This window comes from Halovibrio salipaludis (genome assembly GCF_002286965.1).
In the GTDB taxonomy this organism is placed as follows: Bacteria; Pseudomonadota; Gammaproteobacteria; order Pseudomonadales; family Oleiphilaceae; genus Halospina; species Halospina salipaludis.
In genome coordinates this window covers 42459-63151 of sequence record NZ_NSKD01000005.1, presented here as the reverse complement: position 1 = coordinate 63151, position 20693 = coordinate 42459, and the positions used below count along the sequence as shown (strand labels likewise).

General features: G+C 62.7%; 20 protein-coding genes. 9 read left to right on the top strand and 11 right to left on the bottom strand.

Annotated features, from left to right (window positions below; all coding sequences use genetic code 11):
• The first annotated feature begins 55 nt into the window (after positions 1 to 55).
• The 3 genes from CK501_RS11630 to CK501_RS11620 are packed head-to-tail and all read left to right on the top strand — an operon-like array spanning position 56 to position 4486.
• Entirely contained in the window at positions 56 to 2293 is a 2238-nt protein-coding gene (locus tag CK501_RS11630) for an NADP-dependent isocitrate dehydrogenase (protein ID WP_095617914.1), read from the top strand.
• Position 2294: 1 nt separating this feature from the next.
• Positions 2295 to 3458 carry an alcohol dehydrogenase catalytic domain-containing protein gene (locus CK501_RS11625; protein ID WP_095617913.1) on the top strand — a complete coding sequence of 388 codons (1164 nt, stop codon included), beginning with the start codon at positions 2295 to 2297 and terminating at the stop codon, positions 3456 to 3458.
• Positions 3455 to 4486 (top strand): proline racemase family protein, encoded by a 1032-nt coding sequence (locus tag CK501_RS11620; protein WP_095617912.1) that lies wholly within the window; start codon positions 3455 to 3457, stop codon positions 4484 to 4486. The genes CK501_RS11625 and CK501_RS11620 overlap by 4 nt, the downstream gene beginning before the upstream one ends.
• On the opposite strand, the gene CK501_RS11615 is transcribed toward CK501_RS11620, so the two are convergent.
• The 3 genes from CK501_RS11615 to CK501_RS11605 form a co-directional block, all read right to left on the bottom strand.
• The gene (locus CK501_RS11615; protein ID WP_095617911.1) at positions 4483 to 5127 is read right to left on the bottom strand and encodes a class II aldolase/adducin family protein; all 645 of its coding nucleotides are present in this window, start codon (positions 5125 to 5127) and stop codon (positions 4483 to 4485) included. The two genes, CK501_RS11620 and CK501_RS11615, sit on opposite strands and share 4 nt — an antisense overlap.
• A gap of 32 nt (positions 5128 to 5159) precedes the next feature.
• Entirely contained in the window at positions 5160 to 6788 is a 1629-nt protein-coding gene (locus CK501_RS11610) for a GGDEF domain-containing protein (protein WP_095617910.1), read from the bottom strand.
• 134 nt (positions 6789 to 6922) lie between these two features.
• Entirely contained in the window at positions 6923 to 7360 is a 438-nt protein-coding gene (locus tag CK501_RS11605) for a hypothetical protein (protein WP_143421429.1), read from the bottom strand.
• A gap of 359 nt (positions 7361 to 7719) precedes the next feature.
• Between CK501_RS11605 and bamE the strand changes: the two genes are divergently transcribed.
• Positions 7720 to 8031 (top strand): outer membrane protein assembly factor BamE domain-containing protein, encoded by a 312-nt coding sequence (bamE, locus tag CK501_RS11600; RefSeq protein WP_095617908.1) that lies wholly within the window; start codon positions 7720 to 7722, stop codon positions 8029 to 8031.
• A gap of 25 nt (positions 8032 to 8056) precedes the next feature.
• On the opposite strand, the gene CK501_RS11595 is transcribed toward bamE, so the two are convergent.
• Positions 8057 to 8737, bottom strand: a complete 681-nt coding sequence (locus CK501_RS11595) for a type 1 glutamine amidotransferase domain-containing protein (RefSeq protein ID WP_095617907.1) — start codon at positions 8735 to 8737, stop codon at positions 8057 to 8059.
• 153 nt (positions 8738 to 8890) lie between these two features.
• Here CK501_RS11595 and CK501_RS11590 point away from each other — a divergent pair, with 153 nt between their 5' ends.
• The gene (locus CK501_RS11590) at positions 8891 to 10372 is read left to right on the top strand and encodes a rhomboid family intramembrane serine protease (RefSeq protein ID WP_158223106.1); all 1482 of its coding nucleotides are present in this window, start codon (positions 8891 to 8893) and stop codon (positions 10370 to 10372) included.
• Between the two features lie 20 nt (positions 10373 to 10392).
• On the opposite strand, the gene CK501_RS11585 is transcribed toward CK501_RS11590, so the two are convergent.
• The 3 genes from CK501_RS11585 to CK501_RS11575 all read right to left on the bottom strand — a co-directional run bounded on the left by CK501_RS11585 (position 10393) and on the right by CK501_RS11575 (position 13667).
• The gene (locus CK501_RS11585) at positions 10393 to 11673 is read right to left on the bottom strand and encodes a DUF4013 domain-containing protein (RefSeq protein ID WP_095617905.1); all 1281 of its coding nucleotides are present in this window, start codon (positions 11671 to 11673) and stop codon (positions 10393 to 10395) included.
• Positions 11674 to 11925: 252 nt separating this feature from the next.
• The gene (locus CK501_RS11580) at positions 11926 to 12723 is read right to left on the bottom strand and encodes a hypothetical protein (protein WP_095617904.1); all 798 of its coding nucleotides are present in this window, start codon (positions 12721 to 12723) and stop codon (positions 11926 to 11928) included.
• Between the two features lie 260 nt (positions 12724 to 12983).
• Entirely contained in the window at positions 12984 to 13667 is a 684-nt protein-coding gene (locus tag CK501_RS11575; protein WP_095617903.1) for a GNAT family N-acetyltransferase, read from the bottom strand.
• Positions 13668 to 13796: 129 nt separating this feature from the next.
• On the opposite strand from CK501_RS11575, the gene cysZ reads away from it, so the two are divergent.
• Together cysZ and CK501_RS11565 are read left to right on the top strand one after the other, a co-directional pair.
• Positions 13797 to 14555 (top strand): sulfate transporter CysZ, encoded by a 759-nt coding sequence (cysZ, locus tag CK501_RS11570; RefSeq protein WP_233128896.1) that lies wholly within the window; start codon positions 13797 to 13799, stop codon positions 14553 to 14555.
• 2 nt (positions 14556 to 14557) lie between these two features.
• Positions 14558 to 15067, top strand: coding sequence for a retropepsin-like aspartic protease family protein (locus CK501_RS11565; RefSeq protein WP_095617901.1), 510 nt, complete (start codon positions 14558 to 14560; stop codon positions 15065 to 15067).
• 4 nt (positions 15068 to 15071) lie between these two features.
• Here the strand turns inward: CK501_RS11565 and CK501_RS11560 are convergent, their stop codons facing one another.
• On the bottom strand, positions 15072 to 15941 hold the full coding sequence (locus tag CK501_RS11560) for an alpha/beta fold hydrolase (protein WP_095617900.1): 870 nt from the start codon (positions 15939 to 15941) through the stop codon (positions 15072 to 15074).
• A 144-nt stretch (positions 15942 to 16085) separates the two neighbouring features.
• Between CK501_RS11560 and CK501_RS11555 the strand changes: the two genes are divergently transcribed.
• The gene (locus CK501_RS11555; RefSeq protein WP_095617899.1) at positions 16086 to 17855 is read left to right on the top strand and encodes an ECF transporter S component; all 1770 of its coding nucleotides are present in this window, start codon (positions 16086 to 16088) and stop codon (positions 17853 to 17855) included.
• On the opposite strand, the gene CK501_RS16885 is transcribed toward CK501_RS11555, so the two are convergent.
• Together CK501_RS16885 and CK501_RS11545 are read right to left on the bottom strand one after the other, a co-directional pair.
• Positions 17843 to 18535: a hypothetical protein gene (locus CK501_RS16885; protein WP_198949497.1), complete on the bottom strand. Its 693-nt coding sequence runs from the start codon at positions 18533 to 18535 to the stop codon at positions 17843 to 17845. The two genes, CK501_RS11555 and CK501_RS16885, sit on opposite strands and share 13 nt — an antisense overlap.
• A 12-nt stretch (positions 18536 to 18547) precedes the next feature.
• Entirely contained in the window at positions 18548 to 19177 is a 630-nt protein-coding gene (locus CK501_RS11545) for a SatD family protein (RefSeq protein WP_158223105.1), read from the bottom strand.
• Positions 19178 to 19294: 117 nt separating this feature from the next.
• Here CK501_RS11545 and CK501_RS11540 point away from each other — a divergent pair, with 117 nt between their 5' ends.
• Positions 19295 to 20077, top strand: a complete 783-nt coding sequence (locus tag CK501_RS11540; protein WP_095617897.1) for a PhzF family phenazine biosynthesis protein — start codon at positions 19295 to 19297, stop codon at positions 20075 to 20077.
• Here CK501_RS11540 and CK501_RS11535 read toward each other — a convergent pair.
• Complete coding sequence (locus CK501_RS11535; protein ID WP_095617896.1) at positions 20070 to 20639, bottom strand: cyclin-dependent kinase inhibitor 3 family protein; 570 nt, start codon at positions 20637 to 20639, stop codon at positions 20070 to 20072. The two genes, CK501_RS11540 and CK501_RS11535, sit on opposite strands and share 8 nt — an antisense overlap.
• Between the last annotated feature and the right edge of the window lie 54 nt (positions 20640 to 20693).

The window sequence follows — 20693 nt, the reverse complement described above, 5'->3', positions numbered from 1 at the left end:
CAAACGGGAGGCGCGCAAGGCCCTCCCGCCACAACGCTGAAGGACAGAGGCACTCATGACCGATAAACAGCCAACCATCACCTATACCGAGACCGACGAAGCACCTGCGCTGGCCACCTATTCCTTTCTGCCCATTGTCAGGGCCTTTGTCTCGCCCGCAGGCATCAAGGTCGAATCCTCCGACATCTCCCTTGCCTCCCGCATTCTTGCCCAGTTTCCCGACTACCTTCCGAAGGACAAGCAGGTCCCGGATTACCTGCAGCAGCTCGGGGAGCTGACCCAGGACCCGGATGCGAACATCATCAAGACGCCCAACATCAGCGCCTCCGTCCCGCAGCTTCGGGCGGCCGTCAAGGAGCTGCAGGAAAAAGGCTACCCGCTGCCGGAGTACCCGGAGAACCCCCAGACCGATGACGAGAAGGCCCTCAAGGACCGCTACGCTAAAGTGCTGGGAAGCAACGTGAACCCCGTACTGCGCCAGGGCAACTCCGACCGCCGTGCGTCCAACGCGGTCAAGGAGTACGCCAAGAAGCATCCGCACCGCATGGGCAAGTGGAGCCAGGCCTCGCGCACCCACGTGGCGCACATGCGCAAGGGCGACTTCTACCACAGTGAACAGTCGACCACCATGGAGAAAGCGGGCAATGTCCGCATCCAGCTGGAAGGCAAGGAAACCGGCAAGACCACGGTTCTCAAGGACAGCGTGCCGGTTCTGGAAGGTGAGGTCATCGACGGCATGTTCATGAGCGTGGCTCAGCTGCGCCAGTTCCTGGAAGAGGAGATCGAGGGGGCGCGCCGTGCCGGCCTTCTGTTCTCGCTGCACGTGAAGGCGACCATGATGAAGGTTTCGCACCCGATCGTGTTCGGCCACGCCGTGACCGTCTACTTCAAGGACGTGTTCGAGAAGCACAAGGAACTGTTCGAAAAGATCGGGGTGAACCCGAACGACGGTATGAGCCACCTGTACCAGAAGATCCAGGATCTCTCCTTCTCCGAGCGTTCGGAGATCGAGGAGGACATCCGGGACTGCTTCATCAACCGCCCGGAGATGGCGATGGTCGACGCCGACCGTGGCATCTCCAACCTGCACACGCCCAGTGACGTGATCGTGGATGCCTCCATGCCCGCCATGATCCGAGATGGCGGCAAGATGTGGGGTACGGACGGCAAGCTCAAGGACACCAAGGCGGTCATCCCCGAGAGCACCTACGCCACCATTTACCAGGAAGTGATCAACTTCTGTAAGCACCACGATGCCTTCGATCCCAGCACCATCGGCACCGTGCCCAACGTGGGTCTGATGGCCCAGAAGGCCGAGGAGTACGGCTCCCACGACAAGACCTTTGAGCTGCCGGAAGACGGCATCGTCCGCGTGGTGGACGACGACGGCAACACGGTCTTTGAGCACGAAGTGGAGAAGGGCGACATCTGGCGCATGTGCCAGACCAAGGACGAGCCGATCCGTGACTGGGTCCGCCTCGCGGTTGAACGTTCCCGCGCCAGTGGCATGCCGGCGGTGTTCTGGCTGGATCCGGAGCGGGCCCACGACGCCCAGCTCATCCAGAAGGTGGAGCACTACCTCAAGGAGCATGATACCGAGGGTCTGGATATCCGCATCATGGGCTATGACCGGGCCATCCGCTGGACCATGGAACGCATGGTTCGTGGCAAGGACACCATCTCTGTGACGGGCAACGTGCTGCGTGACTACCTCACGGACCTGTTCCCGATCATCGAGCTGGGCACCAGCGCCAAGATGCTCTCGGTGGTTCCGCTGCTCAAGGGCGGTGGCCTGTTCGAGACCGGCGCCGGCGGTTCCGCGCCGCGCCACGTCCAGCAGTTCCTGGAGGAAGATCACCTGCGCTGGGACTCCATGGGTGAGTTCATGGCCATGATGGTGTCGCTCGAGCACATGGGCGACAAGCAGGGCAATCCGCGCGCCGCGGTGCTGTCGAAGACCCTGGACCAGGCCACGGCCCGCTTCCTGGAGGAAGACCGCTCGCCCTCGCGCAAGTCCGGTGAGCTGGACAACCGGGGCAGCCACGTCTGGCTGGCACGCTACTGGGCCGAGGAACTGGCGAACCAGGATGAGGACAAGGATCTGAAAGAGCACTTCCAGAAGATGTCGAAGAAGCTGGAAGACAATGCTGACCAGATCCTGCAGGAACTTATCGACATCCAGGGTCAGTCCGTGGACATCGGCGGCTATTATTATCCGGATGCCCAGAAGATCAAGCAGGCCATGCGGCCCAGCGAGACGCTGAACGCCATCATCGACGAGTTCGTGGACTGATATGAGCGAAGCGTCCGTCCCCGAGACCATGGCGGCGATGCAGCTGATGGGCCACGGGGGTGTGGACCAGCTGCAGTACCGCACCGATGTGGCCACACCCCGCCCGGGTCCGGGCGAGGTGCTGGTGAAGGTCAGCGCCACGGCCAAGAACAACACCGACCGCAAGGCCCGCGAGGGCCTTTACCCCACGAAGGACAGGGATGAGGTGGCCTCGTTCGCCATGGGCGGCGAGCCCACACTCACCTTTCCCCGCATCCAGGGGGCCGATGTGGCGGGCCGTGTTGTGGCCGTGGGAGATGGCGTTGATGAAGGCCGCGTCGGAGAGCGCGGCCTTCTTGATTTCAACCTCTACCCGGACGACCGCCGCGACATCAACCTGACGCCGGACTATTACGGCCATGGTGCTGATGGTGGCTTCGCCGAGTACGTTGCCGTGCCCTCCGACCAGTTCCACCGGGTGGACAACCCGGAGCTGGCGGATGCCGAACTCGCGGCCCTGGGCATGTGTTCCTATCAGACGGCGGTGCATATGCTGAACGTGGCCGGCGTGACCGCGGGCGAGCGGGTCCTTGTGACCGGCGCCAGTGGCGGTGTGGGGACGGCCCTCATCCAGCTCTGTCGCATCATGGGCGCCATTCCCTATGCGCTCAGCCAGCAGGAGAAGGCTCCGGTGCTGAAGGAGCTGGGTGCCGAGGCGGTACTGGACCGTTCGGACATGGAGAGCTTCACGGACAGGGTTATGGCCGAGACCGGTGGCGAGCCCATCGACGCGGTCATGGACCTGGCTGGTGGCACGATGACCGACCGGTTCATCGACACCATGATCACGGACATGACCCGCCGAAGCACCTACCCACGGCTCAGTATTGCCGGTGCCAGCGCCGGCAACGTCAGTGAGGTGCTCTGGACCCGGATCTACCTGTACCAGGTCCAGATCTTCGGGGTGTCCCACGGGACCCGCGAAGAGGCGGAGCAGCTGGTGGCCTGGATCCGGTCCGGGCAGCTGAAACCCGTCCTGCACGGGGCCTTCCGGCTTTCGGCGCTGCGTGAGGCGGAGGAATACTTCGTCAATCGCGGCAGTGGTTACCTGGGCAAGATCGTCATCGTTCCCGACAGCGAGTGGGACGACCACGGCGCCCCCTACGCCATTGAGGCCCAATCATGAGCAATGACCTGACCCTGCGGTTGATGGACACCCATGCCGGTGGGGACGTAAGCCGGATCGTGACCGGTGGTATCGCGCCACTGCCCGGCAGTACCGTGCGCGAGCAGATGGAATACCTGCAACGGGACGCGGACGGCCTGCGCAAGCTGCTGCTGTTCGAGCCCTACGGGATCCCTGAGATGTCCGTGGACCTGCTGGTTCCGCCGACGGACCCGCAGGCAGCGGCCGGCTACATCATCATGGAGGTAATGGGCTACCCCATCTACTCCGGCTCCAACACCATCTGCACCGCCACCGCCGTGCTCGAGCAGGGGATCGTTCCCAAGCAGGAGGGCACCCAGCGGTTCCAGCTGGAGGCGCCGGCGGGCCTGGTCCAGGTGGAAGCCCGGGTGGAGAACGGTGTGGTCGAGGCCATTACCTGTGAGGGGCTGCCCAGCTACATCGACAGCTACCGTCATACCATCCATGTGCCGTCACTGGGCGACGTCACCTACAGCGTGGCCTACAGTGGCGGTTTCTATGCGCTGGTGGACGCCACCGACCTGGGCTTTGACCTGACACTGGATGAAGAGGATGACCTCTCGGACTGCGCCCATCGCATCGTCGAGGCCATCCAGGCGGAGCGGGGCTTTTCCCATTACACCCTCGGGGACGTGGGACCGTTGCCGTTCCTGCACTTCATGGGTCCGGTGGAGCAGGTGGCGGACAATTTCTACCGCTCCCGCTCCACCACCTATGTGCATCCGGGAGTGATCTGTCGCAGCACCACGGGGACCGGGACGTCCGCGCGCCTGGCACTGATGAACTACGAAGGCCGCATCCAGCCCGGGGATCGGCTGGAGACCATCTCCCTGCGTGAGACCGGTTTCATCGGCAGTTTCACCGGCGTCCACCAGGAAGGCCCGCACCAGGTGGTGGAGAACACCATCACCGGCAAGAGCTACGTGCTGGCGCACTCGGACATCGTGGTGAACTGTGATGACCCCATGGTCGAGTGCAGCGGGCTGCAGCACATTGTGTCGTCTTAGGTTCCGGTGGTCTGGGCGTTGCGGCGATAGCTGCTAAACCGGCCCAGAACCTCCGCCATCCGATCATCATCCAGAAGCACCGGTTCGCCGATGGGCAGGAGCTGCCCGTAGCTGCGGGCCAGGTGCTCCACCTCCTGCGCCAACTCCAGTGCCGCGGCTGGTGTGTCCGCCAGTGCCACCTGCCCATGGTTGGCCATCAGGCAGGCATCACGGTCCGCGAGCCCCTGGGCCACGTGCTGCGCCAGCTCTTCTGTGCCGAAGGTGGCGTAGGGGATGCAGGGGATGTCCGTGCCACCGGCCACCGCAACCATGTAATGGAAGGGGGGAATGCGGCGGTGCAGACAGGCCAGGCTCATGGCCCAGGGGGAGTGCACATGGATAACGGCACCGGCATCCGGGCGCTGGCGGTAGATGGCGGCATGGAAGGAGGCCTCGCTGGAGGGTTTGAGAGGGCCGCGCCAGTGGCCATCCAGGTCGGTTTCCACCAGGTGTTTGGGCGTGATGTCGTCAAAATGGCATCCGGAGGCCGTGATCAGCATGCCATCGCCGCAACGGGCGCTGACATTGCCGGACCGGCCCTGATTGAGGCCCGTGGCGTTCATTGCCCGGGCTGTGTCTACAAGCTGTGCGTCCAGAGTCATGACGCACACTCTCCCTGATTGGTCTGTGGCGTTCAAGTGCTGCCGTGTGCGCTTCCGGCCTCCGATTCATCCAGGCTGACCACGTAGACGTGATTGCGTCCGTGCTCCTTGGCGCCGTAGCAGGCCCGGTCGGCGGCCTCCATGACGGATTCCGGATCCCCGTGATGACTGCGGATCTCGGTAACGCCGATGGAAGCGCTCAGCCTGAAAGTGATACTGCCGGAACTGAAGACATGATCCGCGATCCGTTGCCGCAGTTCCTCGGCGAGGCGTTCGGCCACATCCACGGGGCAGTAGGTGAAGATGAGGGCAAACTCATCGCCACCCAGGCGGGCGAGGATATCGCCTTCGCGCAGCTGGGCGCGGATGATCCGGCACAGCTGGACGAGACAGTCATCCCCGGCCTGGTGGCCGTGGGTGTCATTGATCTCCTTGAAATAGTCCAGGTCCACAAAACACAGGGCATGACGACTGCGTTCGTAACCGGTGTTCTCCAGGCAGATGGCCAGACGGTTGAGGAATTCCCGGCGGTTGATGGCCCCTGTCAGTGGGTCGTGGCTGGCCTCATAGCTGAGCTTTTCCACCTGGCTCCGGTGGTGGGAAATGTCGTCCACCACCACGATGTAATCGGCGATACGGCCCCGGTGGTCGCGTACCGCGCTGAAGGTGAACTCCAGCCAGAGCGGCGTCCCGTCCTCCCGGGTCCAGGGTTCATCGCGGGTCAGAGTCCATGTGCCGTGGCGCAGTACCCTGTGGCGCATGCTGGGCATATCCAGGCCGGTTTCGCCTTCATTGAGCAGCAGAAGCTGGTCCAGCTGCATGCCTTCCAGTGCATCCCGGGGGTAGCCCAGGGTCTGGGCGAAGCGCTGGTTGGCCGAGCGGATGATGCCGGAAAGCGAAAGCCGGGCCATGCCCACGGCGGCATGCTCCAGTGTGGTGCGCAGTTCATCCTCGGTGCGGGCCATGCGTCTTGCGGCGCTGATGAACAGCGTTGTCACCAGCACGCCGGCCAGCGCCAGAACCGTGGCTACGGTCAGCAGAAGAAGGTCGTTCAGGGTCCGGTCGATGCGGCCCAGATCCGCGGAGAAATCGGACTCCATGGCCACCAGTTCCTGGTTGATGCGGTCAATCTCTTCCCGGAGGTTCGGGTATTCGCCGCTGTCGAGCTCGTTGTTGGACAGCAACTGAAGGATTTCCTCGAGGCGCAGGATATGCGGGTCCGCATCGCGCCAGATCTGCAGGGGGGAATGGAACAGGCTGGAGTAGCCCATGTAGCGGTACACGCTGATCAGGCGTGGAACGTCATCGGCATGGCTGCCTCCTTCGCGGAACTTCGTGGCAGCGCGCTGGGCCTCCATGGGCGTCGCTGTCATCGCCCGGCGTGCTTCGCGGTAGGCAAGCGGCGTCACCAGGCCTTCGCGGGCATGCTTCAGGTGTGCCGGGTCGCTGGTCTCTGTATAGCGGTTCAGGTGGTAGACGGCGGCCTGTCGCCCCTTGGACCAGAGGCTTTCTCCGGTCGCGTAGGCGCGCACCCCGGTCTTGAACTCGATCAGGGCCATGGCGGCCCCGAATGCCAGAACCAGCAGCAGGACGATACAGCCCAGTCCTACCCGCATCAGGGTATGAGAGGACTGGGCGTGGTAGCCGCCGGACATTACCATTGCCAAACCTCCCTGTTGGTTTGGTCGCAAGCCTCAATTCAGCCTACTCCCGAATGGCTGTCAGCGCCGATTACAGAGTGTGAGCATCGTCACCATCCCTGTGACGGAATGTAGCGCAGGGGCCGGCGGCTGGTTCAGGCGCCGGGATGGCGCAGCAGATCATGCAGGACAAGGCCGGCATCGATGCCGTCGTCCCCGAACTCGATGCCGTCATCCATGTCCAGCAGGGTGCCGGCACGCTGGCGGCGCAGCAGGTCATGGGCCCATTCCGGCGTGCGCGGGTCATCCTCCTCGCGGCGCAGGTCCTCCATCAGCATCTCCGATGCCTCCGGTGGCAGCCAGTGGAGCACGGGGCGCCGCTGGGCGCAGACCAGCCTGTAGACAGCGGGCCCGGCCACCCTGTGCCAGCGCACCGGTTCGATGCGCACACCCATGGCTTCCAGAAGGCGCCGGGCGCTGCGGGTCAGCCTGCTCTGCAGGATAAGGGTGTCCAGGCCACCGGTTTCATCGCTGGTGTGCATACCGGCGGTATGAACGGATTCGGGATTGGAATGGATGGTAGCTTCCAACACGGGCTTCTCCTTGAGTCTTTCAGAGGATTATTGGAGAAGCCAACGCGGAGTCGAAACGGAGGGTAGGGGCACGGGATGGTAGTGGTGCAGTGCCCTTTCCGACCTTTCACCCTTGACGCGAAGGCTCCAGTCTCTGTTCCGAGGAGGTAATCGGGCTTAGTGGCGGAACCACCATACCGTTGCGCGACAGCCCCGGATTCTCACCGGAGTTCCCCTCGCTGCGGAACGCAACCAATGTAGGGCAGCAGGGCGGTCCAAAGCAAGTGGTCGAGGAATGAATAAACGGCAATTGATCGTGACTTTCAGTGCTGGAAGGCTCTGGGTAGGATGGGGGCGACATCCGTAAAGGGAGTAGTGTAATGCGCACAGGCAAGCAGTTCGCAGGCGTGTTTCTGGCAGGTGTGATGCTCGCGGCTGCCGGTTGCGCGAGTGTCGGCAAAGACTTTGCGACTCACAAGGTGGAAGAGATCAATGTCGGCGAGACGACCCGCTCGGACATTGAAGCCATGTTCGGCGATCCGTGGCGCACTGGCCTCGAGGATGGCAAGCGGACCTGGACTTACGCGAAGTACCGCTGGTCCGCCTTCCGTGATGCGGAAACCACGGATCTGGTGGTGCGTTTCAACGAGGACGGCACGGTCGACTCCTACGTCTACAACACCACCCAGTAACCCTGAACGGGCCCAGACGGGCCCGTTACTGCTTCAGGGTATTCAGGACCGCCTTCGCGGTTTCCTCGGATGAGGCCGGATTCTGGCCGGTTACCAGTCTGCCGTCGCGGACCACGAACGAACTCCAGTCATCCCCGCAGCGGTAATCCGCGCCATTGGCCTCCAGCATGTCCTCCACCAGGAAGGGCACGACTCCGGAAAGACCCACCGCTTCCTCTTCGGTATTGGTGAAACCGGTTACCTCGCGGCCCTTGACCAGCGGTTCGCCGTTCGCACCCTTCACGTGCCGGAAGACACCGGGGGCGTGGCAGACAGCACCGACCACCTTGTCCTGGCTGGCGGCGTTCTCGATCAGACGGATGCTGTCGGCGTCCTCCGCCAGGTCCCAGAGCGGGCCGTGGCCGCCGGGGTAGAAGACGGCATCGAACCCGTCGATCGACACCTCCGAGAGTTTCTGTGTCGTCGCGAGCGCTGTTTTCGCGTCCTCATCCGTCTGGAAGCGGCGAGTGGTCTCGGTCTGGGCATCGTCCGCCTCGCTGTTGGGGTCAACCGGAGGCTGACCGCCTGCGGGGCTGGCCAGTGTCACCTCGGCTCCGGCATCGCGGAATGCGTAGTAGGGTGCCGTGAACTCTTCCAGCCAGAAACCGGTCTTGTGGCCGGTGTTGCCCATCTCGCTGTGCGATGTCAGGACCATCAGGATCTTCATGGGGTTCCCCCTGTATGTTCGTGTGGGTGATCACGCTGTGGTGATGGACAGATCCCATCGCTGGGATCGGGGCTGGCTACGGGCGGCGAATGGGCTATGCTCTCCCCGGACCCAGGTCCAAAGGAAGCCGGACACAGAAAAGGACGCCCAACCATGCTGATCATTCCGCTCCATAAAGCTGTCTCGCGGAAGAACTTTCCGCTCGTAACCCTGTTGCTGGTACTTCTCAATGGTGTCGTGTTCGCGATCTTTCAAGGCGGTGACACCAGAGTCATGCAGCAGGCGGCCTCGTATTACCAGGAGAGTGGTCTCGAGGAGCGGGAGTGGGCCTGGCTGGAGGAGTTCGTTCCCGGATATGAAATGGAATTCCGCAACCAGATGGAACGGCTCGACAGGGCGGCGGAGAATGATGTGGCAGCCCGGCGCATCGCGCTTGCCCGCTCACGGATGGTCGAATCCCATCCGGATTTCCTGCCGGCGTTGAGGTCCGGTGACATCATTGACCCGGACAGCGACCGGTATGCCGACTGGCAGGCCGACAGGGCCGAGTTCGAACGGCTCATGGACCAGAGCTTTACGCGCCAGTACATGATGCACTATGACGATGTGGAGCCGGTAACGCTGCTCAGCCATATGTTCCTGCACGGAGGTGTGGGGCACCTGGTCGGCAACATGCTGTTCCTGTTGCTGCTGGGCATTCTGGTGGAAGGCGCGCTCGGGCCGGGCCTGTTCCTGGCGGCCTACCTGGTAGCGGGGCTTGGAGGCTCGGCCCTGTCCCTGGCGGTCCACTGGGGTACACCAACCGGCATGCTCGGGGCCTCGGGCGCCATTGCCGGGCTCATGGGGCTGTTCACGGTTCTTTACGGGCGTCTCAGGGTGCGCTTCTTCTACTGGGTCTGGGTCTATTTCGATTACGTGCGCGCCCCCGCCATCGTGCTTCTGCCGGTATGGCTGGGCTGGGAGCTGCTGCAGTTCCTGCTGGCGGAGGGCAGCAATGTGGCCTATGAAGCCCATGCGGGCGGTATCGCCACCGGCGCCCTGATTGCCGCTGGTGTGCGGGCCCTGGGGTGGCAGCGTGATGGGTTCCTGCAGGAGGAGTCCCATCGTGAGGATGACCGGGAGGCACTGGAAGCGGCCCGGCAGGACCTGGCGGCCCTGAACGTGACGCGCGCCAAACACCGGCTCCGGCCCCTGCTGGAGCGTAACGCCGACGATACCGCGGTACTGGAGAGCTGGTATCACGCCTGCAAGGTCCAGAAAGAGGACCCGGACCTGCACGACGCCGCCGGCCGCCTCCTGGCCCTGCCCGGGGATAGCGCCGAGGAGCGTGCGCTGGTCATGGAAACCTTTGCGGATTACCGCCAGCGCGCCAACCTGAAGCTGACGGCCAGCCAGGCCACGGATCTGTGCTGCCGCCTGTTGCGCTGGGAGGCGCTGGAAGAGGGGCTGTTGTTACTGGACCGGTTGCTGCGGCTGAAGAAGACGCCGGAGGAACTGCCCCGGGCCTGCCTGATCGCCGCCCAGCAGCTGCGGCGCCAGGGCCGCAGCGACGATGCACAGCGCTACATGGACGCCGTCCAGCGGCTGACCAGCGATCCGGCCATGATGCGGGCGCTGCGCCAGATCCAGGACTGAGCCGCCCCGGGCAGGGCGTGTCAGCTTGTCGCGATGCGTTCCGCCCGCTCTGCCAGTTCATCCACCCGTTCGCGCAGTTCATGGTCCGGGAAGTGCTTCTGGAGCTGGCGGAGGATCTTGAGTGCCTTCTGTTCATCACCCCGGCCCTCGAACAGCGCCTTGGCGCCGAGGAAGTAGTTCTCCGGCAGGTGGGGGTGCTTCGGGTTCTGCTTGCCAAAGGGGCTGGTCAGGCGGATGACCAGTTCATGGTGGTCGTACTGGTCCGCGAGGCGGGCCAGGTCGCGCACCTGTTTGGGGTGCTCCGGCTGGAAGCTGGCGTCGACGCGCAGCGCTTCCTCGGCAATGCTCATGGCTTTCTTGGGCTGTTCCAGCCCGTAGAGAAGGGTGGAGATGTATTCCCGGGAGTGGGCAAGCAGCTCATCCGTGCGGCCCTGGAGCCGCAGCAGTTTCCGGTAGCGCTCGTGCTCTTCCGGCTGGAGGCCGCTCTGGCGGAGCTCCTTCTGCAGGCGCTCAATCGCCTCGTCCACGCTGCCTTCCGCCACCAGGCCTTCCACCTCCTGGAGCAGTGGGCTGAGATCCGGGTTGGCGGCACGGGCCCGGTCAGCGGCGGTGACCTCCTGTTCCACGCCCAGCATGTCATGGTGCTGGTAAACCAGGTAGCCCATCAGGTGAAAGGAGGCGATGAGAAAGTAGCCGCCAATCAGGAATACGCCAACATGGCCTGCCAGGCTGGGCCCGAACAGGCCCGCCACCAGGGATTCCGCCATGCCCTGACTGACCGAGAGCATGAACAGCAGCAGCGAGGCGATGAAGTAGGGAAAGCCCACCGAGCGCATGATGCCGACCCAGGTGCCCGGGTTGAGTGCCGACATCAGGCTGTTGCTCATGGCCAGGGTGATGATGGCCGCCGGCAGCGCCAGCACGATGAAAATGGCGGCCGCCGCGACCAGGGTCAGCGAGCCGGTGACAATCGCAATGCCGGTAACCGCGAACCCCAGGACCACGAAGAGCACGAAGGTTTTCACCAGCACCCAGCTGTTGCTCTTGCGCTGGATCTCGGGTGGATCCATCCAGCCCCGGGCAGTGGCCTCGAGCACGTCGTAAGCGAATTTGTAGAGCACCACCCAGGCGGCGATCACCAGGATAAGGCCTAGAAGCGGAACCACCATCCCGATCAGGTAGAGTATGGCGGCGAGCCCGAGCGTGGTCAGGCAGGCGGTCTTGAAAGGGTAGCCGAAGATCTGTGGCAGACGTTCCCAGACCGGGGGTACCCGGCCGCTGTCCCTGGCGATTGAACTCATGGATCCTCCGTGGATGTTCCTGATTTTGAGGCTATGCCCTGTCCGTACTGACTGGCTGGGTCATCGGATATTGATAGGAAGATAGAATGTCCAACCGGGGACAGCAAATTGATCAGTGATCAGAGTTCCCTGATTGATTGGACCTTACATTGGGCAGCTAGATGCGTGATGCAGGCGTAAGCCGGGAAAGGAAGGAAGCGGGTAACTAAAACGATGGAAGATCCGGAGCTTATCCGCTCCGGATCCAAGGCGTTACAGGTTTCTGAGAATCTGTCGGACAAAATCTTGTTGGTTGGGCTCACTTTCACCTGTAGTGAAATTCAATGACGATCCATCCTTCTTCAGCTTAAGGGCATCCCTGAAGCCGCAGTTGATCGTATCGATGTCGCTAGCTGTCGATTTGAAACTCTCATCAGAGCTGCAAAGGCGCTCCATCTGGGATACAACGATTCCACAGTAGCCTGCAACACTGAGCTTTTTTAGCTTGCTGTCATCAATGGTGTTCCAGTCGACGTTAGTGGATACCTCTGAGCCGCATGCATCGGATGCCGAGGCATCCATGTCAGTGAGACGGGATTTTTGGGCTCTCTCGTTGGCGTCGCGATCAAACGCCGCGAGGTCGTCCTGCACACCATCGTTTTTCTGTTGTTGGAAGGTACTCAGCAGCTCATCCGTATCGAGAGACTCGCTTTCGTCCTTGTCACGGGAAAGGTGGTATTTATCTCCGTCAGGTAGATAAGCTGTGTAACGATCGGATCCCCAGTGGCGGCTTTTCAGCAGGAGAGCGCGTGTTTCACCATCAATTTTGGCCTCGTAAGCGGTCCTGTCTTCTCCCCGACTGGTAATGTCAGTGCGGAATACCACACCATCGATTTCATGCTCTGTGCCGGTGATTCGAAGAAGGGCATGGTCACCGGATTTCTCCTTGACCAGGGTTGCCTTAAGGCTGCCTTCGCTAACAAAAACATCCGGGTACGGGCTCAGTTGAAGGCTGGCCGCACAGGAAACGGAAAACATGACCAACGTGGTAAGCAACAGTCGTCTCAGCATTGTATCTAATCCTTTAGTAGGTTGGTTCCGGATCTCGGTTCGCGGTGAATGCGAATCCATTGTCAAGCCCTGGTAGATAACCGATGGAGATCCATCGTTATCTGGGAAAGGTGGTGCCACTGGGTATTGAAAGGCTCCAGGCGAGCTGGAACGATCATCTGGGACGAGTCGTGGACAGGAAAACCGAACTCCTTTCAGTACTTGAATGACATTTCCTTTGCCAAGGCGCTGGGAAATCTACTAGCGCGCGTGGTTATGAGTCAAGGTGTTGAAGATTTAATCAAGAGTGACTTTTTAAGAGTTACAAACCACAAATCCTTAACCCGCGGCTTTCCAAAACGCTGTGACGTGGGAAAGGGAGCGGTCTCACCGGTACGTTCAAAGCCCAGTGACTCGTACCAGTGGAGGAGCTCTGCGCGCTGGTGAAGCACATGGATTTTCAGCGTGCCGCACCCGAGGCGCTCCCGTGCAATGGCCTCCGCGTCGGTCACCAGGTGCCGGCCAATGCCTTCACCCTGGCGGTCCGGGGCAACGGCGAGCATGCCCAGCTCCGCAGTTTTCTCATTCAGGTGCTTGATCTGTTGATTGCCGATCAGGATGTCGCCGTCCCATGCCAGCCGGAACAGGGACTCCGCCAGCAGTTCCCGGATCATCGGGGCATCGGTGCGCTGGCCGCCCAGCAGGTCGGCTTCCGTGGTCCAGCCCCGGCGGCTGATGTCGCCGCGGTAGGCGCTGTTCACGCGTTCGGCGATGGCCTCAGCGTCATCCGGGGTGGCATCGCGCAGCAGCGGTTCACTGGCACCGTTCAGAAGCTCATGGGCCCGTGAGAAATCCACGCCGCCGCTGAGTTCCCCGGGCTCATACCGGAAACCACAGCCGGAGCGGCGCATGGCCGGCTTGCGGATGGCACCGGGGCTGGGGCGTGTGTCGTCCTCATCACTCATGGTCGCCTTTCTCCATCCGGTAATCCTGGCGTTATTATGGCCCGCTAGAGGCGGGCTGCACAGGGCAGCGCTGTCGGTGCTGGCGTGGTAGGCTCCCGGGTCATCACTGGTTCTCCGGAGGAGTGCAACGTGCGAGGCAATCCATTCCGTGGCATGGGCTATCTGGGCGAGGGATTCCGGCTGATCCGCCAGCCGGGACTGCGCCTTTTCGTGGTGCTGCCGCTGATCCTGAACATCATCGTGTTCGGTGTGCTCATCTGGCTGCTGGGTGAGGGCTATGCCGTCATGGTGGACGCTGCCATGGGCTGGCTGCCGGACTGGGAGTGGCTCCAGGTTCTGGACTGGGTGTTCTGGATCCTCTATGGCCTGGTGATCCTTCTGCTGCTGGCCTATGGTTTTGTAATGCTGGCCAACCTCATCGGGTCGCCCTTCTACGGTTACCTCTCCGAGCTGGTGGAGAAGGACATCGCCGGGGAAACGCTGACACCGGACGACGGCTGGCTCCAGATCGTGAAGGACATTCCCCGTGCCCTGTATCGGGAGGTCCGGAAAATCGTCTACTACCTGCCCAGGGCACTGGTGCTGTTTGTGCTGGGGCTGATCCCGGTGGTGAACCTGGTGGCCGCGGTGCTCTGGTTCCTGTTCAACAGCTGGATGATGGTGTTGCAGTACGTGGATTACCCGGCGGACAACCACCGTGTTTCCTTCGATGGGCTGCGTAAGCGCGTGGCGACCCAGCGGCTGACCGCGCTGGGCTTCGGGATGCCGGTGGCGGTTCTGGCCATGGTGCCGCTGGTCAACCTGGTGCTGGTGCCGGCCGCCGTCTGTGGCGCCACGGTGTACTGGACCCGGGAGATGCGGGATGCGGACCAGAGAGGAGCCGCCTAGGCATGGCGAGCGAGACCCGTTACCTGCTGTATTTCGGCGGCTTCTGGCTGGTGCTGATCGGTGGTGCCACCTGGTTCTTTGGCGGTATTACCGAGAGTCAGCGGAACCCGAACCAGACTCCTGAAACGGAAATGGTCAACGGCGTCCAGTCCATTGAGCTGGAGGCCAATCGGCAGGGTCACTATGTCGCGGGGGGCGGCATCAACGGGGCCGACGTAACCTTCATCCTGGACACCGGGGCAACCCGGGTAACGGTCTCGGAGGCGATTGCCCAAAGGGCCGGCCTGGAGCGCGAGAGCCGCGGCAGGGCACGCACCGCCGCCGGCACGGTCACGGTCTGGAGCACCACGATCCCGGAGCTGCGCCTCGGCGATATGCGCTTCCGCAATGTCCCGGGCACCATCAGCCCCTCCATGGACGACGACATGGCGCTGCTGGGCATGAGCGCCCTGGGGCAGGTGGATTTCTCCCAGCAGGACGGCGTCCTGACGCTGCGGCGCGCCGGCCCCTGACGACTCAGGGCGCCAGGAAGCCGTTCAGATGCTCCGCCACCGCCTCTGGCTGCTCCTCCTGCAGGAAGTGCCCGGCGGCCACCTCGCGCACCGTGATGGACTCGAAACAGTCCTTGATGTGGTTCAGGTATTCCGGCACGATCACGTGGTCCTGGTTGCCATAGATGTAGAGCCCGGGCATGGGCCAGACGTGATCGGCGAGGGTGGCCCAGCGTTTGGCGTCGTCATGGAAGGTGCGGTAGTAGTTGGCACTGGTGTGGGGTGTGCCGGGTATCCGGAAGGTGCGCACGTATTCGTTGAAGGCCTCTTCCGGGAAGGGCTCACGATTGGCCAGTTTCAGGAAATACCCCAGCCACTCGGTCTCCGCGCCCGGGATCATGGCCTCGGGGAGCCCTTTCGTCTGCATGAAGTGCTGGTACCAGTACTGGGCACCGCCTGAGCCGCGAACTTTCTCGATCACCTCCTGGTTACCGCGCAGATTGTTGATGATGGCGATGTTCAGGATGACCATGCGCTGCACGCGTTCCGGCACCGCCAGGGCCATTTCCTGGGCCACCACGCCGCCCCAGTCATGCCCCACCAGCTGGAATTGCTCGATGCCCAGCGCATCCAGCACGGCGATCACGTCCTGTGCGAGGTTCTGCTTGCGGTAGTGTTCCGCACCTTCCGTGCGCTCGCTGTCACCCAGACCGCGCAGGTCCGGGGCAATCACTCTCAGGCCGGGCTTCAGGTGGTCACTGACCGCAGCCCAGCACCAGGAACTCTCGGGCCAGCCGTGGATCATGACGACCGGGGTTCCGGCGGGATCGCCGCCTTCACGCCAGGCGAAACGGCCGCGTTCGGTTTCAACAGACTGTGCGGGGTTCAGCGACATGGTGAGTATCTCCCTCTCGCGGTTGGAGCCTCCGGGGCTTCTTGACCCCTGTGCTATGTTGCGTGTCGGTTACGTCCCTGGTGGTCCCATTCACTGGTAGCCAGCAGTCCCCGGGAGCGGGGTCACCAGTCTGCCGTATTCACGATGATCAATCCAATTGCCACAACACCACTGTTTGTTCCTATGGTTTTCCTGATTCCCGCAACCCTGTTCGGCTTGGCCGCGATGCTCGGTGCCTGCGCCAAATCCCTCAAGGCTAACGCGTTTGTATTCGTTATTGCGTTCATTCCCGGGCTAATCATTGCCTATTTCGCCATGCCCACGCTGGCCTGGGGATTCGCCGGCATCCTGTTCTATCTACTGCTGCCCCTGTTCGTTTTCCGGTATACGCTTCGCGGCAGGAAATCCCGGATCCGCATCAGAAGTCGTTCCAAGGTTCTTGATCTGGTGCCGGTTGCCGCCCTGATCGCGGTTGTCGGCGTTATGTTTGTCACCACGCACGGGATCTTCAACAGCCACAAGTGGCGCAACCTTCTCGAGGTCACCGAACAGAAGGAATTCGACCCCTCCGATGTGCTCCTCGATCAGACCGAGGCCCGCACGGTTGACCAGGCCCTGGCCAGCCGCTCAGCCAACGAGCTGCTGGGGAATACCATGGGAATGGGATCCCGGTATGACATTTCACCCATGCGTATCCAGAAATACGATGATGGGTTGTACTGGGTCGCCCCGTTTGCCCACAAAAGCATCTGGCGCTGGCTCAGCGACGCCACCATTCCCGGCTATGTCACCGTCAGCGCCTCCTCCTACTCGGACTCCCGGATGGTTACGGACGACCGGTCCGAAATCAATGTAGGGATGCAGGGTTTCTATGCGGGAGACTACCTGCCTCGTTATCTGTACCGGAATGGCTACAGTACCGTTGGCCTGAGCGGCTACACGCTTGAGCTTGACCCGGCGGGCAAGCCCCATTGGGTCGTTTCGATCGTGGCGCCGCAGATCGGTTTTGGTGGCTATGCTGTCCAGGGGGTCGTGGTTGTTGATGCCAGGAGCCGGGAGATCAGTGAGTATGATGTGGACGAGGTGCCCGGGTGGATTGACCGGATCCAGCCCTATGAGGTGGTACAGACCCAGATCGCGGGCTGGGGGCAGTACGTTGATGGATGGCTTAACAAGGCATTCATTGGCGAGTCCATCGTCGAGCCGACGCCGGGCAGCCTGCTCGTCTATACCCGGGATGGTGACGCCGCCTGGTATACCGGCGCCCGCTCCCAGAATGACTCCGGCCAGGGGACCATGGGCTTTTTCCTGACGGATTCCCGCACCGGGGAAACCACCTTCTATCGCCGCTCCGGTATTACGGAGCAGGCTGCCCAGAGCACGCTGGAAGGATTGGTTCAGGAATACGATTACACGGCGACGCTGCCGATTCCCTACAACGTCCAGGGAGTCAGCACCTTTATCAGTATCCTCAAGGACGAAAGCGGGAATCCCCAGCAGATTGGGATGGTTGCCTACGATGACCGTTCAGTGGCGGCCGTTGGCAAAACGGTTGAAGGGGCCATGCGCGGGTACACTGAGCAGCTCAATGAGGCGGATCAGGATATCAACCTGGAAGAGGGCGCGGAGCCGATGGAGATCAGCGGCGTGCTGGCGCGTGTCGGTTTCCAGCACAGCGGCGATACCGCCACGATGCACTTCACACTCTCCGAGGCGGATCGGGAGGCGGCCCTCGACAGGGTTTTCTCTGTGACAGGGGATGGCGGTGTAGCCCCGACGCTCAGTGAGGCGGGTGACAGGGTGGTCTTCACGGTGCGGCAACTGGAGCGCCGGCAGGTGACCGCCCGTGATTTCCGGAATCGCTCGCTCGATATCGAGGGCTCACAGGGTGGCGGCCGGGATCAGAGAAAGTAAAGAATGGACTGGCCGATCACGACGGTGAACAGCAGCGAGGCCAGGGTCCCGATAAGGACGTACTCCGCGAACTCGCGCTCCTCGAGTTGCCGGAACCGGGCAAAGCCCTTGGCGGCCAGGATGAGCGCGATCACGTTGTAGTTCTGGGCGAAGACCACCACCAGGTAGATGAGCCAGCGTTCCAGCATGCCGATGACGCGGCCGGCGTTGTATTCACGGTCATCAACGGTGTCCGGCTCGCCGTGGCTCGAGGTGGTGGGCTCCATCTGGAAGCGGTTGAGCAGGGTGCGGATGGCCAGATTGGTCTCGTTTGCCACCAGCAGGAAACCGAGTAGGCCCAGTAGCGCCGGGCGGAGGTCTGCCAGTTGTTGAACGTTCAACAGCCAGGTTTGCGGGCTTCCGTAATGGGCGGCAAGAAAGGCGGTTATCCCCACCAGCAACCCGCCAGCAAGCCGACCCTCATTGAACCGTTCTTTCGGCACCCATGCCTCGGGCAACGCGAGCGCGGCAATCACGGCCGGGATCAGGGCCAGGGTATGCAGCCCCGGTGTCAGCACGCCGATCAGCACCACCTGGACCAGCGCCAGGCCGGTCCATTCGCGCGTGGGCAGGGGCTGGTCCCGGAAGGTGAACCAGAGACGGGTGAGCAGCCAGGCATTGAGGAACAGAAGAATGGCCATGGGAACTCCGTTTCAGTCGGTGCGCGCCAGGGCGTTGTTCATGCGCCCGGTCAGGGCCCGGGTCAGCTGGATGGCATGTTCAAGCCCACCCTCACGGATGTTCTTGTACACACTCTGTTCCGTGATGTCGAGATGGTCGGCAATGGTCCCCGCTTCCCACCCCTGCAACAGCAGCCGCAGGATATCGAGCCGGTTGGGCCGCCATTTCCGGAGCTGGTGGTCCAGCAGGCCGAGGGCGCTCTCCTGCAGGCCATCGTCCTCCGGGAGGCCGGCCACGGCAAGGATCCGTCTGTCTTTCTTCATGCGTTCCAGCAGGTCACGTGCTTGGTAGAAGGCGGGGCCGTCCATGCCGATGGCCTGTTCCGGGTTGATCCGGGTGGTGATGGACCCGATCCCGAGAGCAAAGCGCAGCCCGACGGGATGCAGTGCCCGCAGGATGGCGAGGATGTCCGGGAATACCCGGTCCGCATCCCTGAACACGGCCTGGAATTCATCGCCGAGGGTGATGGTGTAGGGGGAGGCCAGGCCGGTGCTTTCCTTGTGGAGCGTGCGCAGCTCGGCTTCCAGCAGTGTCTGGAGCTGCCCGCGGTTGGCCAGTTGTCGGGAGCCGATGACATCGGCGATCATCACCAGGTGGTTCATGGTGCCAGCTCCAGTGAGCGTGATCACAGAGTAAACCATATCAGGTTATATTGTTGTTTTAAACCAAATTGATTTAATTAAGTGTTTTAACCCAGAACAGTATTGCAGGGACGATTCATGCGTTACGCCATCCACCAGATTGATGCCTTCACCGATCGCCTCTTCGGCGGCAACCCAGCGGCCGTGGTCCCCATGGACGAATGGCTCCCGGACGAGACCCTTCAGGCCATTGCGGCGGAGAACAACCTGGCCGAGACAGCCTTCGTGATTCCTGACGGGGAGACCTGCAGGCTGCGCTGGTTCACACCCACGGTGGAGGTGAACCTGTGTGGGCATGCCACCCTGGCGGCAGCCTATGTCCTGTTTCGCGAACACATGCCCGAACAAGAACGCATCGACCTTGAAACCCGCAGCGGCACGGTATCCGTCACCCGTTCCGGGGATGTGCTCAGTCTCGACTTCCCGGCGCGTGCCGGCGAGCAGGACACCGTCACGACGGAACTGGAAACAGCCCTGGGAGCCCGGCCGGTGGACGTGCGGGAGAGTCGTGACCGGATGGTGGTATTCGAGGATGAGGCTACCGTGCGCAACCTGCGGCCGGACCTGGCGGCGGTCGCCAACCTGGATACGTTTGCCGTCATCGCGACGGCACCGGGAACGGACGTCGACTTCGTGTCGCGCTTCTTCGCACCCGGCGCCGGCGTGCCTGAGGATCCGGTGACGGGGTCAGCGCATTGCACGCTCATCCCCTACTGGGCGGAACGGCTGGGGCGCCATCATCTCAGCGCCCGGCAGGTCTCGGCGCGCGGTGGTGAGCTGGACTGCGAGTGGCTCGGTGAGCGGGTGCGTATCGGCGGGCGCTGCGTGGAGTATCTGCGCGGCAGTATCGAGGTCAGCTGACTTCCCGCCAGGCCAGGCTCTGGAGCTCGGCAAGGCTGTGGACGTACTCGACCTGCTCCGCGTTCTCCACGGTTCCCTGCCGTGCCCGGCGCACGGTGGCTATGGCGGCTTCCGGTTCATGCCCGAACTCAACCAGCAGCCGGGCGGCAACCGTGCCCGTGCGTCCGAGACCCGCGCGGCAGTGAAGCAGCACGTCCTCGCCCTGGCGCAGCCGCTCCCGCACGACCGGCCCCGCCTCGGCCCACGCCAGTTCAAAGGCGCTGCCCGGGGCACTGAAGTCGCGGATGGGCGCGTGGAACCAGTCGAACCCGCGGGCGGGTACGGTTTCCGCCATGTAGGGCACACCCAGCGTCCGGAGCTCGGGGGCCTGGACCAGTGTCACCATGGTCCGGGCGCCCCAGCGCCTGATGGTGTCCAGGTCCTTATCCAGATCCCGCTGGCCGCCCATCAGGCCCCAGCCGCGCAGGTAGCGGCCCGGGCAATAGCTCATGCCAATGCGCCCCCGGGTCTCCGGGGCACGGATAACATCAATGGGCAGCGGTTCCAGCCAGGACAGCGACATGGGCCAATAATGGCCTTAGTCTGGGGGCATGTGAAGCCACAATACCGGAGGCGC

Excerpts from the sequence above, each read along its gene's own strand:
- CK501_RS11630 (WP_095617914.1), top strand. The coding sequence starts at position 56 with ATGACCGATAAACAGCCAACCATCACCTATACCGAGACCGACGAAGCA.
- CK501_RS11625 (WP_095617913.1), top strand. The coding sequence starts at position 2,295 with ATGAGCGAAGCGTCCGTCCCCGAGACCATGGCGGCGATGCAGCTGATG.
- CK501_RS11620 (WP_095617912.1), top strand. The coding sequence starts at position 3,455 with ATGAGCAATGACCTGACCCTGCGGTTGATGGACACCCATGCCGGTGGG.
- CK501_RS11615 (WP_095617911.1), bottom strand. The coding sequence starts at position 5,127 with ATGACTCTGGACGCACAGCTTGTAGACACAGCCCGGGCAATGAACGCC.
- CK501_RS11610 (WP_095617910.1), bottom strand. The coding sequence starts at position 6,788 with ATGGTAATGTCCGGCGGCTACCACGCCCAGTCCTCTCATACCCTGATG.
- bamE (WP_095617908.1), top strand. The coding sequence starts at position 7,720 with ATGCGCACAGGCAAGCAGTTCGCAGGCGTGTTTCTGGCAGGTGTGATG.
- CK501_RS11595 (WP_095617907.1), bottom strand. The coding sequence starts at position 8,737 with ATGAAGATCCTGATGGTCCTGACATCGCACAGCGAGATGGGCAACACC.
- CK501_RS11590 (WP_158223106.1), top strand. The coding sequence starts at position 8,891 with ATGCTGATCATTCCGCTCCATAAAGCTGTCTCGCGGAAGAACTTTCCG.
- CK501_RS11585 (WP_095617905.1), bottom strand. The coding sequence starts at position 11,673 with ATGAGTTCAATCGCCAGGGACAGCGGCCGGGTACCCCCGGTCTGGGAA.
- CK501_RS11580 (WP_095617904.1), bottom strand. The coding sequence starts at position 12,723 with ATGCTGAGACGACTGTTGCTTACCACGTTGGTCATGTTTTCCGTTTCC.
- CK501_RS11575 (WP_095617903.1), bottom strand. The coding sequence starts at position 13,667 with ATGAGTGATGAGGACGACACACGCCCCAGCCCCGGTGCCATCCGCAAG.
- CK501_RS11565 (WP_095617901.1), top strand. The coding sequence starts at position 14,558 with ATGGCGAGCGAGACCCGTTACCTGCTGTATTTCGGCGGCTTCTGGCTG.
- CK501_RS11560 (WP_095617900.1), bottom strand. The coding sequence starts at position 15,941 with ATGTCGCTGAACCCCGCACAGTCTGTTGAAACCGAACGCGGCCGTTTC.
- CK501_RS11555 (WP_095617899.1), top strand. The coding sequence starts at position 16,086 with ATGATCAATCCAATTGCCACAACACCACTGTTTGTTCCTATGGTTTTC.
- CK501_RS16885 (WP_198949497.1), bottom strand. The coding sequence starts at position 18,535 with ATGGCCATTCTTCTGTTCCTCAATGCCTGGCTGCTCACCCGTCTCTGG.
- CK501_RS11545 (WP_158223105.1), bottom strand. The coding sequence starts at position 19,177 with ATGAACCACCTGGTGATGATCGCCGATGTCATCGGCTCCCGACAACTG.
- CK501_RS11540 (WP_095617897.1), top strand. The coding sequence starts at position 19,295 with ATGCGTTACGCCATCCACCAGATTGATGCCTTCACCGATCGCCTCTTC.
- CK501_RS11535 (WP_095617896.1), bottom strand. The coding sequence starts at position 20,639 with ATGTCGCTGTCCTGGCTGGAACCGCTGCCCATTGATGTTATCCGTGCC.